This is a genomic window from Pyxidicoccus fallax, assembly GCF_012933655.1.
Classification (GTDB): domain Bacteria; phylum Myxococcota; class Myxococcia; order Myxococcales; family Myxococcaceae; genus Myxococcus; species Myxococcus fallax.
This window is the reverse complement of sequence record NZ_JABBJJ010000116.1, coordinates 15,959-33,664: the sequence shown is the minus strand read 5'-3', so window position 1 is coordinate 33,664 and position 17,706 is coordinate 15,959. Positions and strand designations below refer to the sequence as shown.

General features: G+C 70.7%; 8 protein-coding genes. 4 read left to right on the top strand and 4 right to left on the bottom strand.

The window, feature by feature from the left end; translation table 11 throughout:
- The first annotated feature begins 297 nt into the window (after nucleotides 1–297).
- From hppD to HG543_RS55565, 4 genes are all read left to right on the top strand, one after another.
- Nucleotides 298–1,371: a 4-hydroxyphenylpyruvate dioxygenase gene (hppD, locus tag HG543_RS24385; RefSeq protein WP_169347245.1), complete on the top strand. Its 1,074-nt coding sequence runs from the start codon at nucleotides 298–300 to the stop codon at nucleotides 1,369–1,371.
- A 43-nt stretch (nucleotides 1,372–1,414) separates the two neighbouring features.
- The gene (gene hmgA, locus HG543_RS24380) at nucleotides 1,415–2,719 is read left to right on the top strand and encodes a homogentisate 1,2-dioxygenase (protein ID WP_169347244.1); all 1,305 of its coding nucleotides are present in this window, start codon (nucleotides 1,415–1,417) and stop codon (nucleotides 2,717–2,719) included.
- Nucleotides 2,720–2,726: 7 nt separating this feature from the next.
- Entirely contained in the window at nucleotides 2,727–3,104 is a 378-nt protein-coding gene (locus tag HG543_RS24375; RefSeq protein WP_169347243.1) for a Rieske 2Fe-2S domain-containing protein, read from the top strand.
- A 194-nt stretch (nucleotides 3,105–3,298) separates the two neighbouring features.
- Nucleotides 3,299–4,945 carry a jacalin-like lectin gene (locus HG543_RS55565; RefSeq protein ID WP_246357261.1) on the top strand — a complete coding sequence of 549 codons (1,647 nt, stop codon included), beginning with the start codon at nucleotides 3,299–3,301 and terminating at the stop codon, nucleotides 4,943–4,945.
- Between the two features lie 471 nt (nucleotides 4,946–5,416).
- Here HG543_RS55565 and HG543_RS24360 read toward each other — a convergent pair whose 3' ends face one another.
- From HG543_RS24360 to HG543_RS24345, 4 genes are all read right to left on the bottom strand, one after another.
- Entirely contained in the window at nucleotides 5,417–6,334 is a 918-nt protein-coding gene (locus tag HG543_RS24360) for an ADP-ribosylglycohydrolase family protein (RefSeq protein WP_169347242.1), read from the bottom strand.
- Nucleotide 6,335: 1 nt separating this feature from the next.
- Nucleotides 6,336–6,923, bottom strand: a complete 588-nt coding sequence (locus HG543_RS24355; RefSeq protein ID WP_169347241.1) for a DUF6714 family protein — start codon at nucleotides 6,921–6,923, stop codon at nucleotides 6,336–6,338.
- Nucleotides 6,920–10,048 (bottom strand): transglutaminase domain-containing protein, encoded by a 3,129-nt coding sequence (locus HG543_RS24350; RefSeq protein ID WP_169347240.1) that lies wholly within the window; start codon nucleotides 10,046–10,048, stop codon nucleotides 6,920–6,922. Before HG543_RS24350 ends, HG543_RS24355 begins: the two co-directional genes overlap by 4 nt.
- An 86-nt stretch (nucleotides 10,049–10,134) precedes the next feature.
- Entirely contained in the window at nucleotides 10,135–17,418 is a 7,284-nt protein-coding gene (locus HG543_RS24345; RefSeq protein WP_169347239.1) for a carboxypeptidase regulatory-like domain-containing protein, read from the bottom strand.
- Nucleotides 17,419–17,706: the final 288 nt, after the last annotated feature.

Sequence of the window (17,706 nt, the reverse complement as noted above, 5' to 3'; positions counted from 1 at the left end):
GCCTGCCCCCTCGCGCCGCCCCGCTTCCGCCCCTCAGGGTAGGACTGCCGTCGGGTGAACGCTCCCCGGGGTTTTCGCCTCGGGGAAAAATTCCACCTGAACACGGTGTGCGGGGTGGATGCTGTGTCGCATCGCATTGTGCGGCGGACTGACAGTCTCTGCCTGACGTTTGTACTTTTCCCGTTGAGGGTCGGTTCTTACCTTTCGCGCCGATGGTGGGCTCCCCATTGCGGGGGCTCCAAGGCTCCGGGCGCGTGCGAGTCGCCGCGCCCCTCAAGAGATGCGGAGGCGGTTGCCATGGCGGATACGGTTGAGAACCCCCTGGGGCTGAACGGTTTCGAGTTCGTGGAGTTCACGAGCCCCTCGCCCGAGGTGATGGTGAAGCTGGTGGAGCGGCTCGGGTTCGTCGCCTACTCCAAGCACCCGACGAAGCAGTTGGTCCGCTACAAGCAGGGCGACATCAGCCTGCTCATCAACCAGGAGCCCACGGGCCAGGCGGCGGAGTTCCGCGCGGCCCACGGCCCGTCGGCCAGCGGCATGGCCTTCCGCGTGGAGAACGCCCGGCGCGCGTACGAGCTGGCCCTGGAGCGCGGCGCCCGCGCGGCCGACCCGTCGCGCGGCGCGCTGGGTGACGGCTCCTATGTCCTCGAGGGCATCGGCGGCAGCCTGCTGTATCTCGTGGACCGCTGGGGCGCGAAGGGCTCGCTCTATGACTCCTGGACGAAGGTGCCGGGCGCCGACGAGTCCGAGGCGAAGAACAGCGTGGGCCTGGAGACGCTGGACCACCTGACGCACAACGTGCGCCGTGGCCAGATGCGCACCTGGTCGTCCTTCTACAACCGCATCTTCGGCTTCACCGAGCAGAAGTACTTCGACATCAAGGGCCAGGCGACGGGCCTGTTCAGCCAGGCGATGATTGCCCCGGACAAGGCCATCCGCATCCCGCTCAACGAGAGCCAGGACGACAAGTCGCAGATCGAGGAGTTCATCCGCCAGTACAACGGCGAGGGCATCCAGCACCTGGCGCTCACCACCCGGGACATCTACGGCACGGTGGAGAAGCTGCGCGCGCGCGGCGTCCTCCTGCAGGACACCATCGAGACCTATTACGACCTGGTCGACAAGCGAATCCCCAACCACGGCGAGGACCTGGAGCGGATGCGGAAGAACCGCATCCTCATCGACGGCAGCAAGGAGGAGGGGCTCCTCCTGCAGATCTTCACCGAGAACCTCTTCGGGCCCATCTTCTTCGAGATCATCCAGCGCAAGGGCAACGAGGGGTTCGGCAACGGGAACTTCCAGGCCCTCTTCGAGTCCATCGAGCTTGACCAGATCCGCCGCGGCGTGATCAAGGTCGACACGGCCCGGTAGTCCGCTTGGGGCGCTCGGCGGAACGCGAGAAGGAGGGACTCTGGTGACCACGCTCAAGACGGCTCCCGGCGGCTATCTCACCGGCTTCGGGAACGAGTTCGCGACGGAGGCGGTCCCCGGCGCGCTCCCCGAGGGACAGAACTCGCCGCAGCGGGCGCCCTTCGGTCTCTACGCGGAGCAGCTCTCCGGCACCGCCTTCACCGCGCCGCGCAAGGAGAACCGCCGCTCCTGGCTCTACCGCATCCGCCCGAGCGCCAACCACCCGGCGTACAAGCCGCACCCGCAGGGCGCGCTGCGCAGCGGGCCCTTCGACGAGGTGCCCGCCTCGCCCAACCGGCTGCGGTGGGACCCGCAGCCCATGCCGTCGGCGCCCACGGACTTCGTGGAGGGGCTCGTCACCTACGCCGGCAACGGCGACGCGGCGACGGGCGCGGGCATCAGCATCCACCTGTACCTCGCCAACCGGTCCATGACGGACAAGGTGTTCTGGAACGCGGACGGCGAGCTGCTCCTCGTGCCGCAGGCGGGACGGCTGCGCCTCGTCACGGAGCTGGGCGTGCTGGACCTGGCGCCGGGCGAAATGGGCGTGGTGCCGCGCGGCGTGCGCTTCCGCGCCGAGCTGCCGGACGGCACCGCGTCCGGCTACATCTGTGAGAACCATGGCGCCCCCTTCCGCCTGCCGGACCTGGGGCCCATCGGGGCGAACGGGCTCGCCAACCCGCGCGACTTCAAGACGCCCGTCGCGGCGTACGAGGACGTCGACCGGCCGACGCTGGTGGTGCAGAAGTTTCAAGGGAAGCTGTGGGCCTCGCAGTTCGACCACTCGCCGCTGGACGTGGTGGCGTGGCACGGCAACCTCGCCCCGTACAAGTACGACCTGGCGCGGTTCAACACCATCAACACGGTGAGCTTCGACCACCCGGACCCGTCCATCTTCACGGTGCTGACGTCGCCGAGCGAAATCCCGGGCACGGCCAACTGCGACTTCGTCATCTTCCCGCCGCGGTGGATGGTGGCCGAGCACACCTTCCGGCCGCCCTGGTTCCATCGCAACGTGATGAGCGAGTTCATGGGTCTCGTGCACGGCGTCTACGACGCCAAGGCCGGTGGCTTCGCTCCGGGCGGGGCGTCGCTGCACAACTGCATGAGCGGCCACGGCCCGGACCAGGCGAGCTATGAGCAGGCCATCCGCGCGGACCTGAAGCCGCACAAAATCAAGGACACGCTGGCCTTCATGTTCGAGTCCCGCTGGGTCATCCGGCCCACGCGCTTCGCGATGGAGAGCCCGGCGCTCCAGTCGGACTACGACCACTGCTGGACGGGCTTCGAGAAGGCGAAGCTGCCCTGAGGCGCGCGTGACGGACGGTGAGGGAGCGCGGCGGGAGCGACTGACGCGGACGCCGCCCAACGTGAAGCTGCTGCCGCTGGCGGCGCTCCAGGACCCTGGCGCGCGCAACCTCGTGCTGCAGATTGGCGACGCGTACTTCCACGGTTTCCTGGTGCGCCAGGGCGACGAGGTCCACGGCTACGTGGACCGGTGCCCGCACGCCGGGCTGCCGCTGGCGCAGAAGCTGGATGACTACCTGACGCCGGACAAGCGCCTCATCGCCTGCTCCTGGCATGGCGCCCTGTTCCAGCCCGGGGATGGCCTCTGTGTCGGGGGCCCCTGCGCGGGCGCCCGGCTCACCCCCTGGCCCGTGAAGGTCGAGGGCGGCATGGTCATCACGGCCTGAGCCCGCTTCCGGGCATCACATCCTCTCGCCTCCAACTCCCTCGCGCAGCCGGTGGAACGCGGTTGCGTCTCCCCATGACGCGGCCACGCGCCAGGCCCGCGGGAAATCGGGCGCGTGCGCCCGGAGCTCGTTGGGTCCGCGACTTGCACTGGGGTCTCGGCGGTTACTCCAACCCCATCGAGCGAGAGACACCAATGCCAAGCACGAGCGCGTCTGGGACCTGGGTGCAGTTCTTCGATGAGTGGGGCTTTCAGCACGCCTCCATCACCTTCACGGGCGCCCAGAGCGTTCCAGAGCTGGATGACTACAAATTCACGCTGCCTGGCTTCAGCTCTCCCAGTGGTGCCAAGGTGGGGGACCACATCGAGTCGCTGGTGACGGGGCCCCAGACCTGGCTGATTGTCTACGAGGACGAGGACTACAACCAGAAGCACCCGGACAAGACGAAGCTGTACTTCGGCCCCAACACCCTCGTGTCCGACCTGAAGGGGCAGTTTGGCTTCGGGGACAACATCGACAGCTTCCAGATGTACAGCTCCGAGCCCCCGGGCTGGCCCGGTGCGTCCAAGGCGCGCAACAAGAGCGCCACCGTGCTGGCGATTGTCGAGGGGAAAGCGCTCTTCGCCACCCTCTCGAACGACCTGGAGAACCTGGTGGGGGCGCTCATCAACCTCATCCCGAACATCGGAGGCTTCCTCGGTAGCCTGCTGGATATCTTCTGGCCTTCCAGCTCCAACATCAATCTCATCTGGGAGTCCATCCAGAAGTATGTCCTCAAGGCCGTCTTCTTCGGCGTCGAGTCCTCGGTGATGGGCACCGTCGAGAACGAGTTCAAGGGCATCCTCAACGCCATCAAGCTGTACCAGAACGATGGGCTCTACAACGAGTATGACAGCCTTTGTCAGCTCCTCGCGGACCGCGCCCCGTACTTCACCTATAACTCCGCGCATCCCGCGTCGCAGTACCCCACGCAGAAGCTGCCCTATACCTGCTCCTACTTCACGATTGCCCTGGCCATCTACAGCGCGCGCTGGCGTTACTTCGACCAGATATATGCCTCGGCTCCCTGGTATGAGAGCGAGGGGGCCAGGCATCGCGAAGCCTTCAAGAACGCGCTGGACGCCCTGTTGAATCAGGCCACGGCCGCGCTGAAGACGATGGCGCAGCAGGCCTTCCAGGAGCAGCAGCGCTGGGCGCAGGCGCAGAGCCAGTTCAGCGAGCGGGAGGCCTTCCTCTATACGCAGCAGTTCGCCGTCAACACGCTGGGGTGGCTGGCGCCCTCCTTCATGTGGCCGTGCTTCGGTTCCAATGGACAGCTCCCGGTCCAGAGCTTCGTTCACGCGCTGACCGGCCCCTACGGTGGCGCGAAGAATGTCTCGGGGGGAGGGCACGCCAGGGACGCCGCCACGAATGACCAGGCCATCTCCCGCATCCTCCTTCACACGGGCAGCCGGGTGGACTGCCTGCGAATCTGGCTCGACGGCGTCGCGCAACCCCTCCGTGGGAGAACGGGCGGCAACGAGGTCTTCGACGTCACCCTCGAACCGGGGGAGTACGTCGTCGCGGCCTTCGGGTATGGCGGAAGCCTCGAGTCCGGTGCCCTCGATGAGCTCTACCTCCGCACCAACCTGGGGCGGCAGTTCGGGGGAGGCTCGCCGGCGAGCACCACGTTCCAGTCACTGTCGCCCCAGGGCGTCAATGCCTGCTTGTCGGGGTTCACCAGCGCGCTTCAGCCCAACACCCTCAACAGCGTGTCCTTCATCTGGCGCTTCGAGACGCCCACCACGCCAGGGTTCGAGCCGATTGCGTGGCTGGACCTTCCCGGACTCACCGGCGGGTAGCTCCGGCCAGCCCAGCGCGGCTCCGTGGCCGTTCCAGCTCATCACGCCGTTGGTCCGGCCATGGGAATGTGGGCACAATCCCTGGATGCCGCGCTCTTTCATGGCCAGACACATCGGGAAGCAGGAAGCGCGTGTGCTCGCGGTGGGTTTCCTGCTGGCGACTGTCTATGCCCTGCCTGGGTGGTTCCACCTGCTGGACTGGGGAGGGCCCCGCACCGTCAGCGTGGAGCAGCTGCGGCGTGACGATTTCTCATGGGGCGCGTCACGCCGCGTCGTCGTGAACGCCCGGGCCATTCCGGACAAGCTTCGAGGGGGTGCTGCGGAACGTGCTGTGGGAGCGGTGGGAGAGTGAAGACCGGCTTGTCGATGCCAATGGGAACCACTGGGACGTGTTGTTCGTCGGCCTCGGCATCGCGGTCATCCTGGTGCGGCGACAGCTGAAGCCCCCGCCAGCTGCCTGAGGAAGGTGCGCTACGGGCTTTCGAATGGCCAGTCCGGCAGCGGCTCGCGCGCGGCCAGCCAGGCGGAGGGCACGCGCTCCTTCCCCGCGGCGAGCACCACGATGCTGCCCACCATGGCGCAGAGGGTGTCCCGGTCTCCACCGCCGCTGACCGCCAGCCACAGGGCCTGCTCGAAGTCGTCGAGGTGCGCGCCCGCGCACCACAGCGCGAACGGCACGGTGTCCTGCGCGGACAGGGCCGTGCCATTGCCGAGGACGCTCACCGCGAAGGGGACGGACGCGGTGGCGGGCAGCGCGCGGGCCTTGCGTATCCGGCTGCGCACGTCGCTCTCCGGAATGAATGGCAGCAGTTGCTCCAGGAACTCCGGGCGGCCGAGCCGCGAGGGCTCGGCGCGCTCACCCCAGGCCATCGCCGCCGCCACGGCCACGGCGATGGCTCCCGCGATGGCCTCGGGGTGCGCGTGGGTGACCTCGGCCGAGCGGTGCGCCTGCTCGACGACGGCGTCCATGTCCCCGGCGAAGAACGCGCCCAGCGGGCCCGCGCGCATCGCCGCCCCATTGCCCCAGGAGCCCTGGGCCGAGAACTCCCGCCGCGTGACGTCCGCCCAGGGCTCGCCCTCGCGCACGGCGCGCAGCACCCGGTGCATCGCGGGGCCATAGCCACGTGAGCCGTCGTAGTGCCGGGCGAAGCCGAGCGCGAGCCGGTCCCGGTCGATGGCGCCATACCGCCAGAGCTCGGCCACGACGGAGAGCGCCATCTCCGTGTCGTCCGTGTAGGGCCAGGGTGCCGGTGGCGGCGTGCGCAGGGCGAGCAGCCGCTCCTCCTCGTCGGGTGGGCGGAAGAACTGCTCGCCAAAGGCGTCGCCCACGGACAAGCCGAGCAGGGAGAGCGCCGCGCGCTCACGGGGCGTGGGAGGCGCGAGGTCCATCTCAACGTGTCCAGTAGCGCTCCAGCGCGGTCCGCGCTGGGTTGGGTGGAGGCACGCTCTCGAAGAGCGGCTCCATGACCTTCAGGAAGGCGGTGACCGCCGAGCGCTGTTGCTCGTCGAGCGCGTCGACGAAGGCCTGGAAGGAGCGCAGGCGCTCCTGGACCATGGCCCGCCACTGGGCCTCGCCCCTTCCTCCGGGAGTGGAGCGGGGCTCCCGCTCATCCGGGCGCGTCAACACGCCCACCACCGACTCCAGGACGCCGAATGTGTCCACGTCCAGCGGCTCGGTGAGGAGTGCCACCAGGTAGGCCGGCAGGTAGTACGCGAGCGCGCGCGGCGCCAGGAAGGGGAGCCCTCCTTGGGTGAGCTCCCACTGGAGCAGGGCCGCCGGAGCGAAGTCCGTCCACGGCCTGCCAGCGAAGTGGCGGGCCGCGTCCAGCGCCTCCGGGTTCTCGTAGGCATGGGGAAGGCCGGCCTCGTCGAACCAGAGGCCCTCCCGCGCCACGAGCGCGGGAGGCGGGAGGGCCACGGGGAACGCACGCCGCACCTCGGCAAGGCACTCCGCCGAGCCGGGTGGGGGTGTCTTCATGGCGGGCACTTGTTGACGAGGAGCTTGCACTGGCACGTGGCGGCGGACGCCCCGGCCTTCATCTCCAGGTCCAGATGGACGGCATCGCCACCCCGGAAGCAGGTGGTGTTGATGGCGTTACGGGCCGACGCGCAGAGCAGGGCCTGGTCTCGCCGCTCCCTGAGTTCGAGGCAGTTGGCTCCCGTGTTCGGGAAGCTGCCGCACGAGAAGGGCTTGGACTTGCACGCGACGCCCACGGCCACCTGCAACTGCTTCCACTGGGTCTTGGTGCAGTCCCCGGGCGGCGCCATGCCCTGTCCGGGGGTCGACGCCATCGCCATCGTCGGCGCCGCGCCGAATCCGAGGAGGGTTATCATCCGGGCCAGCGCCAACCTGCCCCCCAGGGCGCCCGCCACGGCGAGGATCTCCGGCAGGGCGAGCAGCAGCAGGATGAGCACGAGGATGAGGGCGATCACGAAGAGGATCTCCAGCACGGGAACGCGCACCGGATCCCTCCTACGCTCCTCCTGGCATGGGATGTCCGCGCCGCCATTCAGGCCTCCGTTGATGAGATAGGCCGCCGTTCCATTCTCCGGGTCCTCGATGATGTACCCCACTCCCTTCCAGTTGCCATGGGCGGGCGCGCGCTCGGACACCAGGACGTGCCGCCCGGCCAACATCGCGTTGGCAATCTCCTGCCGGATGTCCTCGGGGAGCTGCAGCCGCGGCGCCACCTGCGCGTGGTTGGCCGGGGTGACGAGGTGGATGGGAATCCCCTGGTCGTTGGCGTCCCGGAGCAACTGCACCGCCGACACGCCCGAGCCCTGCTCCCGCTGGAAGAGCAGGTCGAACGTCCTTCCCTCCAGGAGGGAGCCGAACGTGCCCGTGAGGCGATGGACCTCCGCCGTCGCCCCGCCGGCCCGGTCCACGACCGCCAGCAGCGAGCGCGCCACGTCCATCTGCCGCGAGCCGTAGTGGCCGGTGCGGGGAATGCCGAAGAGGTACTGGACCTGGAGCGGCGCGGAGAACAGGCCGATGGAAGGCATGCGCACCACGAGCGCGTTCCGGGTCGCGGCCACGGCCTCGCTCAGGGCGTCGTACTGGGCCCAGTAGTAGAGCGCCACGGTGTGCAGGTTCTCCGCCGCCGTTTCCGAGGGGCCCTGCTGGAACCGCCGGTGGATCATCTCCTGTGTGACGCCCTGACCGTTGACCCCGAAGACCATCTCGTCGCCGGCCGTCACCTCGAACGACTCCGGCTCGCTTCCCGGGTCTCCCGGAGAGAGGAACCGGGTCTCCCACGTCTGCTGCTCCCCCATGCGGCTGCTCGGGCCCCGAGCCCGCTCCACGCCGTCGAGCTGAATCACCGGCCGCACGTTGAGCAGGTACAGCGGGAGGCTGCTGCCGGGGCTCGCCCGGTAGGCCGCCAGCGCCGCCGCGTCCTCAGGCGTGGCCGGCACGTACGTCACCCCCAGCCGCTTGCCCATGAGCGTGGGCAGGTCCACCGTCCAGGTCAGGGAAGCGTCCCCCAGCATCTTGTCGAAGGCGGACGCGTAGAAGGTGAGCTGCACCCGGTGCCGGAGCGCATCCGGCAGCCGCGCGAAGCTCTGCGCCCGGGCGATGACCTCGTAGGGGAGCGCGCCCGCGAGCACGTCGCCCTGCTCGGGGACGATGACGCGGCGACCCGTGAAGTCGCGCAGCGTGGGCTGCGGACCGTACCGGCCGTTCACCTCCTCCAGGATGGAGTCCAGCCAGCCGTCGTAGGCCACCGTGTCGAGCTGGGTGACGGAGCCCGTCGCCTCGTCCTGCGCGGCCGTGGCCATGATGCGCGCCGTCTCCGTCGCCACGTCGAGGGGGGCTTCCGTCTCCACCTCCGTCCGGGGAGGGAAGGTGTACTGCTTGAAGGAGGCATCCACCGGCACCCACGTGTCGGGCGCATGGTTGATGGCGCCGCGGGAGGGCTCGAAGTCCACCAGCGCTTCCACCCAGACGTGCTCCATCCGGAGGGCGCGCAGCACGCCCCCCTGCGCCATCGCGAAGTTGGGAATGCCGCCCTGTCCGAGGAGCTGCTGCGCCGCCTCGAGGCGGGTGACGCCTCCCGCCCAGTTCATCGCCTGCGCGGCGGGCAGCTCGATGGTGCCGTAGACGTAGCGCGCGGGGATGCCGGAGGCCCGGTAGAGGGCAATCAGCAGGCTCGCCGTGTCGAAGGCGTTGCCCCTGCGATTGAGCAGCGTCAGGTCACTGCCCTGGATGGAGCCGTGGGTGGGCACCCATTCGATGTTGTCGTGCACCCACTTGTAGATTTCCACCGGGTGGTGATGCAGCTGGGCGGCGAGGTCCCGGATGGGCTGCGTGAGCTGCACGTCCTCGGTGGCCACCAGCGTGTCCGGGGGCACCGGAACGAGGGCTCCGAGGGACTTCGCCGGCGCGCTCTTCACGCCCGGAGAGGCCGCGGGCCGCGTCAGCTCGGCGGGGAAGTCCGCGACGGACGTCGCGGGCTGGCGTGTCTGGGACTCCGGCTGGCGGAAGGGCAGGCGCGACAGGGGAGTGGGCTGGTGACGCTCACCTTGCCCGTTCTTCTCGAAGAAGGCGGCCACCTGTTCACCGGCCAGCGCGCCCGCCTTCGCGTCGCCCGTGTTGTCCGCGCGGGCCACCTGCCGGGCCAGCTGCGCCAGCTTCTCCTGCTGGGCCCGGGCCTTTCGCACCGCGGCGCGGTGCCGCTCCAGGAAGACGGGAGGCAGCGCGTGGGCCTTCAGCTCCTGCTCCGCCGCGCGGAACGATTCCTCCAGCGCGGGCCCGGCCTTCGTGGCCTCCTCGAGCCGCGCGCGCAGGGCCTTGAGCTCGCGTCCGGAGCGCGTCTGCTTCGCCAGCTCCTTCAGCGCGTCCAGCCGCTCGCTGTGCCGCTCCTCCGCGGTCGGCTCGGGCCGGGGCATCGACGTCAGGAGGCAGGACTCCGCTTGCGTGGGCACGCTCGGCATCGAGCCGAGCAGTGCCCGGGAGACGCCCGCTCCGGCCAGCCGCGTGGCGGGAGCGGCCGCCGCGGACAGGGGCCGGAGGGAGAGGCAGAACATCGCCACCGTCACCGCCACCGAGATGCCCTGAATCCACCGGCTCGGGCAATACGACGTTGCTGCGCGTGGTCCCTGCATGACGGCTCGCCGCCCCTTCATGTCCCCCCCGGGGACACTCATCCATGAGTTCGAATCCATGTCGTTCCCCCTCTTGTGCCACCGAATCAGAACGGCGACGGCAGCCGCTGCGTCACCTGCCGCAGCCACACTCCGAGCGCCGCGCGCTGCTCGACGACGGCCGGGTCCGTGATGCCCAGCAGGGCATCCGCCGCCTTGAGGGCCTCCTGGAAGGCCAGGTCCGGCCACTCCGCCTCCTCCGTGGCGGCCCGGCCCACGTAGGTGGCGGCGGAGCGCAGCGCGGTGGCATTCGGATGCCCCGCCTGTGCCAGCGCGTTGAGCTGGGCCTGGATGCCGGTGAGCGACGGCGTGGCCGTGACATCCACCTGCGCGGTGGAGGCCACCGACACCGGCGAGCCCTCGGGCCCACCCCGCGTCACCGACGTGAAGACGACGGGCCCCGACTCGTGCGGCAGCCGCACCCAGAACCGCACCTGCTTCACCTCGCCGGCCGCGAGCGGGAAGCTCCAGCTCAGCACCCCAGCCGAGACCTGCGCCGTCCCCGGGTCCACCACCTCCACCCCGGCGGGCAGCGTCACCGTGGCGGTGATGGGGGCCGCCATGCCCTGGTTCTCCACGTCCAACTGCAGCGGCACCACGGCGCGCGAGCCGGTGTGCGGCGGCATCGGGTGCACGCGCTCGAGCAGCGCGCGCAGCACGTCCGCGGCGAGGCTCGTCTGTCCGTCGCGCGTGGCGATGGCCAGCAGGTCCATGCCCGCGAAGCCGGCCTCACCCAGGCCGTACGCGTTCAGCGTGACGGCATCCAGCGGCGCGGGAGGCTCCGGGTAGCCGCTCGCCAGCCGGAAGGTGCCCAGGCTCTGCGCGGCGCGCCGCTCGATGAGCAGCGGCTTCTCGCCCGTGAGCACCGCCATCTCGCCCGTCAGCAGCGGGAAGTCGGGCGCATCCATCACCACGCGCGAGGCGCCATTGACCTTGCTCACGTACCGCACGCCCAGGGCGTCGTGCACGGAGCGGTTGCGCGAGTCGTAATCACCCGCCACCACCAGGCCCTCGCCGCGGAACGTCGCCTCGCGCAGCTCCTTCTGGAAGAGCGGGTCCAGCGTGTAGAACTCGGTGAACAGCGCGTAGGTGCCGTAGCCTCCGGTGCGCAGGTTCACCATGAAGAACTTGTGCCACTCGACGATGTCGTAGGACCAGCCCGCGCGGGTGAGCAGCTCCTCCAGGAACGCCTTCTGGGCGTTGAGGCCCGGCGCGCCGGTGGGGCCATACGGGTCGTTGTCATGGCCACTGCCGTCGACGGGCGCGTCCAGCAGCACGAGCAGCCGGCCCCGGCCGCCCCGGCCGAGCTTCGCGGTGAAGCGGATGGGCGGCGTCTCCACGCGGAAGTTCGCGAAGCCCAGGGTGCGTGCTTCACCGGGCAGCTCCACCAGGAGCACGCAGGCGTAGTCGCCCGGCGCCAGCCCCTGCGTGGAGACGGCGCGCGCCCGGACGTCGGGCACCCCGGCGGCGAGGTCCACCGTCTCCCGCGTCTGGCTCACCACGGTGCCGGCGCCCACGTCCACCAGCTGGCGCACCAGCGTGACGCCGGGCACCGCCTCGCTGGAGGCGCTGCGCGCCGTGTCCGTGCAGGTGTTGGTATCGCCCACGTACACCTGGGGCAGGGCCACGCTCACCGAGCCGGACACGCCCGCCAGCACGCGGCGCTCCACCTGGAAGGAGGTGGTGCTGGTGCTCAGCACCGCCCGCGACAGCGCGTCGCGCAGCACCAGGGTGACAGGGTATGTGCCGCCGGCCGCGTCGGACAGCGCGAGCGGGAAGTGCAGGTCGAGCATCGCCCCCGGCATCAGCTGGCGCACGTCACGCGTGGTGGTGAGCAGCGTGGCGCCGCCCGGCGTGCGCACCGTCAGCTCCGCCCGGGACGAGGCCAGCAGCGCGTTGGACGCGGCATTGCGCACGCGGCCGGTGATGCTCACCAGGTCCCAGGCCCCATACACCGGCCTGTCCGTGATGACGGCCGAGGTGGCGACGGCGGAGGGCGCGCTGATGCGCAGCGGCGCCACGGCCTGCGCGTGCACCCGCCCGAGCACGTCCACCAGCCGGGCGTGGACCTCGTAGTCCCCCGCCAGCGTGGAGCCGGTATTCCACCCGGCCGGCAGCACGCGCGAGGCGCCCGGAGACAGCGTGTCCACCTGCAGCGGCGGCAGCTCCACCAGCGGCTCGGTGCTTCCGGCGGGACGGATGGCCAGCAGCACCTGCCCCGACGCGGGCGTGGGGCCGGCGTTCGTCACCGTGGACTGGATGGCGACCGGAGCGGTCGCCGGGTAGCTGGCCGCATCCGTCGCCACCGCCAGCGTCATCGCGCTGGCCGCGCGCACCACCGGCACCTCCAGCGGGACCTGCACCTTCTCCTCGATGAACGAGTTGTCGAACTCCAGCACCGTGCGGGTCGCCACCGCGCGCTGCTCATGGAGCGCCAGGTCTGCCAGCGTCAGGTCGAACTCCACCTCGCGTCCGGCGCCCGTCACGCCCAACAGCCGCCAGGTGTACGCCGTCACGCCGCCCGGCCCCGGCTGCACCGAGGTGGGCGCGTGCGTCGGGTTGGAGAGCGCCACCGTGCCCGGCAGGTCCACCTTCAGGTCCACGTCGATGCCGCCCAGCCGCTCCAGCGCCTTGGGCATGAAGACCATCACGAAGCTGGTGGACGCCAGGCGCGTGCCCAGGCCGTTGTTGAAGTTGTCCCACGAGCCGTCCACGCGCTGCGTGGCCAGCAGGTATTGGATGATGCGGCGAATCTGCGGGTCCGTGGGCGACGGGTCCGTGTACTCGAGCGCGATACCCACCAGCGCGGAGACCAGCGGGTCGCTGACGTTGCCCACGCTGCGGCCCCAGCCACCGTCGGCGCGCTGGCGCGCGCGCAGCAGGTCCGCCTCGAAGGTGATGGCCGCCTCCATCTGGGCGCGCAGCGCGCTGTCCTCCACCACGGACCGGGCCTCGGCCAGGCCCAGCACCCGCATGGCGTGGAGGAAGTTGTCGCTGCTGTTGTCCCGGTGGCTCGCGAGCAGGAAGCGCACCGCGCGAGGGACTTCCGCCTTCAGTTCCGCCAGCCCCGCCGTGGGGTCCAGCACCGTGCGCCGCACCTCCTGCAGCGTGTTGTTCGCGGCGCTGGCGACGAAGACGCCGTCACCCACCACCGCCACGCCGCGCAGCGACGAGGCCTCGATGACGCGCTCGGCGCTGCCATCCGGCCGCACGCGCAGCACGCCCTCGGAGTACGGCTGCTGCGCCACCACATACAGGCTGCCGTCCTGCGCGCGCGCCATCCGCTTCGGCGCATAGGCCAGGCCGTCCGAGAACACGGAGACGGCGCGGTCCGCCGCCGCCACCTTGAGGATGTTGTAGCCGTCCTGGTTGGCCACCAGCAGGTTGCCGTCCGCGTCGAACTCCAGGCCGAAGGGCCGGTTGAGGAGGCCGCCCGTCACGTACGTCTCCACCTGACCCGCGGGCCCCACGCGCACCACGCGCCGGCCGTTGTAGTCCGCCGCGTACAGCCAGCCGTCCGCGCCCAGGACGCCGTCGGTGAGATAGCCGCCGACGCTCAGGTTCTCCCGCGTCCCGTCCGGCCGCACCTTGATGACGGTGGGGTTGACCGAGCGCATGACGTAGAAGGTGCCGTCCGCCGCGACGGCCAGGCCCAGCGCCGAGGACGGCAGGCCCGACACCACGGTGGTCACCTGGCCCGTCGTCCTGTCCAGCCTGTCGATGACGCCGCTGGTCTTCAGCACGTAGAGGGTGCCATTCGGCCCGGGCACCAGGTCCTCCGCGCCCGCCACGGTGCCCAGCGAGCCCGAGGCCACCAGCGAGTAGTTCGGCACGCCCGCCTGCACCTCCGGCCGGCTCGCGTCCTTGAGGACGTTGGCGAAGCCCTTGATGGCGAGCGCGGTGTGCCCCGGGTTCGAGCCCCACCAGGAGGCGGAGTAGTCCGGCGTCCAGTACGTCTGGTCACCCGTGCGCGTCTTGCGCGCCTGCAGGTACATCGCCGCCTTGTACTTGGTGCGGAAGGTGCCGGGGATGTCCGGCCACGCCGACAGCGACCAGAGCCCCAGCATCGTCTGCGTGCGCTGGAACTCCGGGTGGGAGATGCGCAGCGAGCCGTCCGCCCACTGGCTGCTGGAGACGGTGTTGTAGAGCCACGTCGTGGCCGCGCGGTCCACGGGCGCCTTGTCGAACGAGCTGGACAGGCCCAGCAGGCTCTGCGTCTGGATGTGGCAGCCCAGGCACCGGTTGGTGCGGTGCCAGGCCAGCGACTCCGGCGCGGTGTAGGCGCCGCCCCGGCGGACGGCCTCCTTCACGAAGGCGAACAGCGGGTCCGTGCTGCCGCCCTGCGAGGTGTCCACGCCCTGCATGGCGATGCGCCCGCGCACCGTCTGTGTGCCCTCGGGCACCACGGTGCGGCTGACCGTGAAGGTTCCGCTCGCCTTGTCGCCCACGTAGAGCCGGCCCGTCACCTCGCCGGCCACCCCCGCCGTCACCGGCCTCACACGCACCTGGAGGTTGCCGGCCTGCATCGGGGTGAAGGTGCCCAGGAACACCGACGCCAGCTCGCCCACCTCCAGGCGCGTGGCGTTGGCCTGGGCGGTGAACAGCGTCTCCCCCGAGTCCGGATGGACGACGGTGAGCGCGTAGGCGCCCTCGGCCAGGGGCACGTTGCCGGCGTTGCGCAGCAGCACCGAGAAGGACACCGGGGTGGGCAGGCCCGCCTGGGTGAGCGGCGGGTTGATGCTCATCGCGCCGCTGATGGCCTGCGTGGGCAGCACGCGCGCGGTGGCGCTGTGCTCCGCCAGCACCTCGCCGGTGGGCAGGCCGCGGGAGATGGTGCCGGGCTCGACCACGCGCAACACGAGGCGGTACACGCCCGGCGCAAACTGCGCCGTGTTCCAGGGCACAGTGAGCGTCTTCACCTCGCGCGCATCGAAGTCGAACCCGCTCGTCGGGGTGGTGGTGCCCTCGGCGTAGGGGCTGACCGTGGCCACGCCCGTGCCGGCCACATCCTGGATTTCGCCGATGACCAGCGCGGCCTTGGGCGCGTCCAGCAGGCTGGCGATGCGGGCGGTGAACGTCACCGTGCCGTCCGCGCCCGCCTCCGCCTGCGCGGCGGCCAGCGAGACGACCTGGAAGCTGTCACCCGCCACCGGCACCAGCGTGGGATTGACGGTGTAGCTGCCGTGCGCGGCGAGCTTCACCCCGAGCGCCTGCGCGCCGTAGCCCACCGCGGAGACGTTCACCGTGAACTCCAGCGACTCGATGCCGGCCAGGGTGTAGCGGCCGTCCGCGCCCGTCGTCACGGACAGCGCCGTGCCGGCGATGGAGACCTGGGCGCCGGCCAGGGGCGCGCCGGTGGTGGCGTCCGTCACCAGGCCGGAGAGGTTGCTCGTGGTCGCGCTGCTGCCGGGCGGGGAGATGCGGAGGTCCACCACCGCCTCGCCGAACGCGCTCACCTTCATCGTGTACGTGGCCGGCGCGTAGCCCGCGGCGCTCACGGCGAGGCCGAAGTCCTTCAGGGTGATGCCCTCGAGCACGAAGCGCCCGTCGGTCGTGGTGGTGACGGTGGCCCCGGTCTCCACCAGCCGCACCGTGGCGGCGCCCACGGGCGCGCCATTCACGCCGTCCGACACCGTGCCGCGCAGCGTGAGGTGCGTGGGCGAGGGCGTGGAGGCCTGGGGGAAGATCGTCAGCGTGCCCATGTCGCCGATGCAGCCAGGGCCGAACATCAGGCTGAAGCTCAGGCCCTGGTAGCCGGTGGCGCTCACCGTGCCCTGGTAGCTGCCACGCGGCACGGCGGGGATGTTGAAGGCACCGTCCGCGTCGGTGGTGGCGCTCAGCGCGGAGCCCAGCGCGACGACGGCGCCGGCGAGCGGCTGGCCCGTCTTGCCATCCACCACGCGGCCCGACACGAGACCGGCGGCGTCGTCGACAGGCGTCGTGTCGGGCGTCATGCCGAGCTGCGCGTCCACCGTCTGTCCCGCCGTCACCGTGACGGTGCCGGAGAGGGTGCGGTAGCCCGTCTTCTGGAACCGGATGCCGTAGGTGCCCGGGGCCAGCGGGCCGAAGTCGAAGGTGCCCAGGCCGCTGGTGAGCACCGAGCGCTGGGTGGGGCCATCCAGGCTCACCTGGACGGAGGCCAGCGCCTGCGCCGTGGTGGAGTCCAGCACCCGGCCACGCACCAGGCCCGTCTGCGCCGCCACTCCGAGGACGAGCTGGCCCGCGAGGGTGACCTGGTTCGCCTGGATGCCCACCGCGACACTGGCCGACGTGAAGCCGGCGCGGCTGGCGGTGAGCGTGTAGCCACCCGCGGGCAGGCCCGGGATGACGAAGTAGCCTTCCGCGTTGGTGAGCACCGCGAGCTCGGGGGACTCGCCCACGCTGACGGTGGCGCCGGCGATGGGCTCGGTGCTGTTCGCGCGCACGACGTAGCCGGTGACGGAGCCGGTGAGCGCGGGCGTCCCACCACCGCGCCGGGCCTCGTGGGCGCGCAGCGCCTGGAGGACCAGGGCGGTGGTGTACGGGTCCCGGGCCCAGCTGTCATCCGGGAGCTGGCGGGCCTGGAGCGCCGTGGCGCTGGCCTCCAGTCCGGACAGGTCCGTGGCCGCGGGCACCAACGCCAGGAGCACCTGGGCGCTCACGAAGTCCTCGCCCCAGAGTGCGTCCGCCTCCCGGCGCGAGAGCAGGAAGCCCTGGGCGCGGGTGAGCGCCGCCGCCACGCCCTGCCAGGTGGAGCGGTAGGCCCAGAGGGCGCGCAGGCTCGCGGCGGTCAGCGACACCGAGGCGTCATTGGCCCCGTTCGCCCAGCCGCCGTTGCCCTGCTGGCGTGCCAGGAGGAATGCGACCGCGCGGCCCACCTGTGGCATGGAGCCATAGTTGGCCGCCGCCAGCGCCTCCACGGCGAACACGGTGTCCGTCACGCTCGAGTCGAACCCCGGCCGGTGGCCGAAGCCGCCGTCGTCGTTCTGGTGCGTGAGGAGCTGGCTGGCCCAGAGCGTCGCCATGCGACCCGCCCCGGCGTTGACGGTGACCTTGCGCGCGAGGAACTCGGTGTTCACCTCGGCATGCGCGTTGAGCCAGGCGAGCGCGGGCTCGAAGCCCAGCGTCAGCGTCCGGTCGAGCGCGAGCTGCGCGCGAAGCACCTCGGCCGTGGCCTGGGGCCGCGTGGCGAGCGAGTCCACGCTCCCGCCATAGCTGCCGTCCACGTCCTGCTGGGCTTCCAGCCAGTCCACCCCCGGGCCCGCGTGGGCCACGACAGAGCGGAACAGCGCCAGCACCGCGACGAGACAAATGCTCGCGCGCAGCGCGGCCTTCACGACCCTGACCTGCATGGACATGCCTCCCCCTCAGCCGGTGACGGTGAACCTCCGTCACCGAGGCGCCGCCTATGTCTCACACATGGTGTTGCCGGGTCAATACATGTCCTCACCCCCAGTGCGACTGCCTGTTATTGCGCTGCAAAGCCACACGTGGCGGGTTGTGACATGGATTGTGAGGAGTTCCTGGGTTGTCGTGGATTGGCTCAAATCCAATCACGAAGCGGGACGGGCACTTGCCGCACGAGCAGCGCTCATGGCTGATGTATCAGGGTGGCGAGGGTGGCGCCCGGGGCAGCGGGC

Bases quoted from the DNA above. Each gene is read 5' to 3' on its own strand.
- HG543_RS24355 (WP_169347241.1), bottom strand. From the start codon at position 6,923: ATGAAGACACCCCCACCCGGCTCGGCGGAGTGCCTTGCCGAGGTGCGG.
- HG543_RS24360 (WP_169347242.1), bottom strand. From the start codon at position 6,334: ATGGACCTCGCGCCTCCCACGCCCCGTGAGCGCGCGGCGCTCTCCCTG.
- HG543_RS24350 (WP_169347240.1), bottom strand. From the start codon at position 10,048: ATGCAGGGACCACGCGCAGCAACGTCGTATTGCCCGAGCCGGTGGATT.
- HG543_RS55565 (WP_246357261.1), top strand. From the start codon at position 3,299: ATGCCAAGCACGAGCGCGTCTGGGACCTGGGTGCAGTTCTTCGATGAG.
- hppD (WP_169347245.1), top strand. From the start codon at position 298: ATGGCGGATACGGTTGAGAACCCCCTGGGGCTGAACGGTTTCGAGTTC.
- HG543_RS24345 (WP_169347239.1), bottom strand. From the start codon at position 17,418: ATGCAGGTCAGGGTCGTGAAGGCCGCGCTGCGCGCGAGCATTTGTCTC.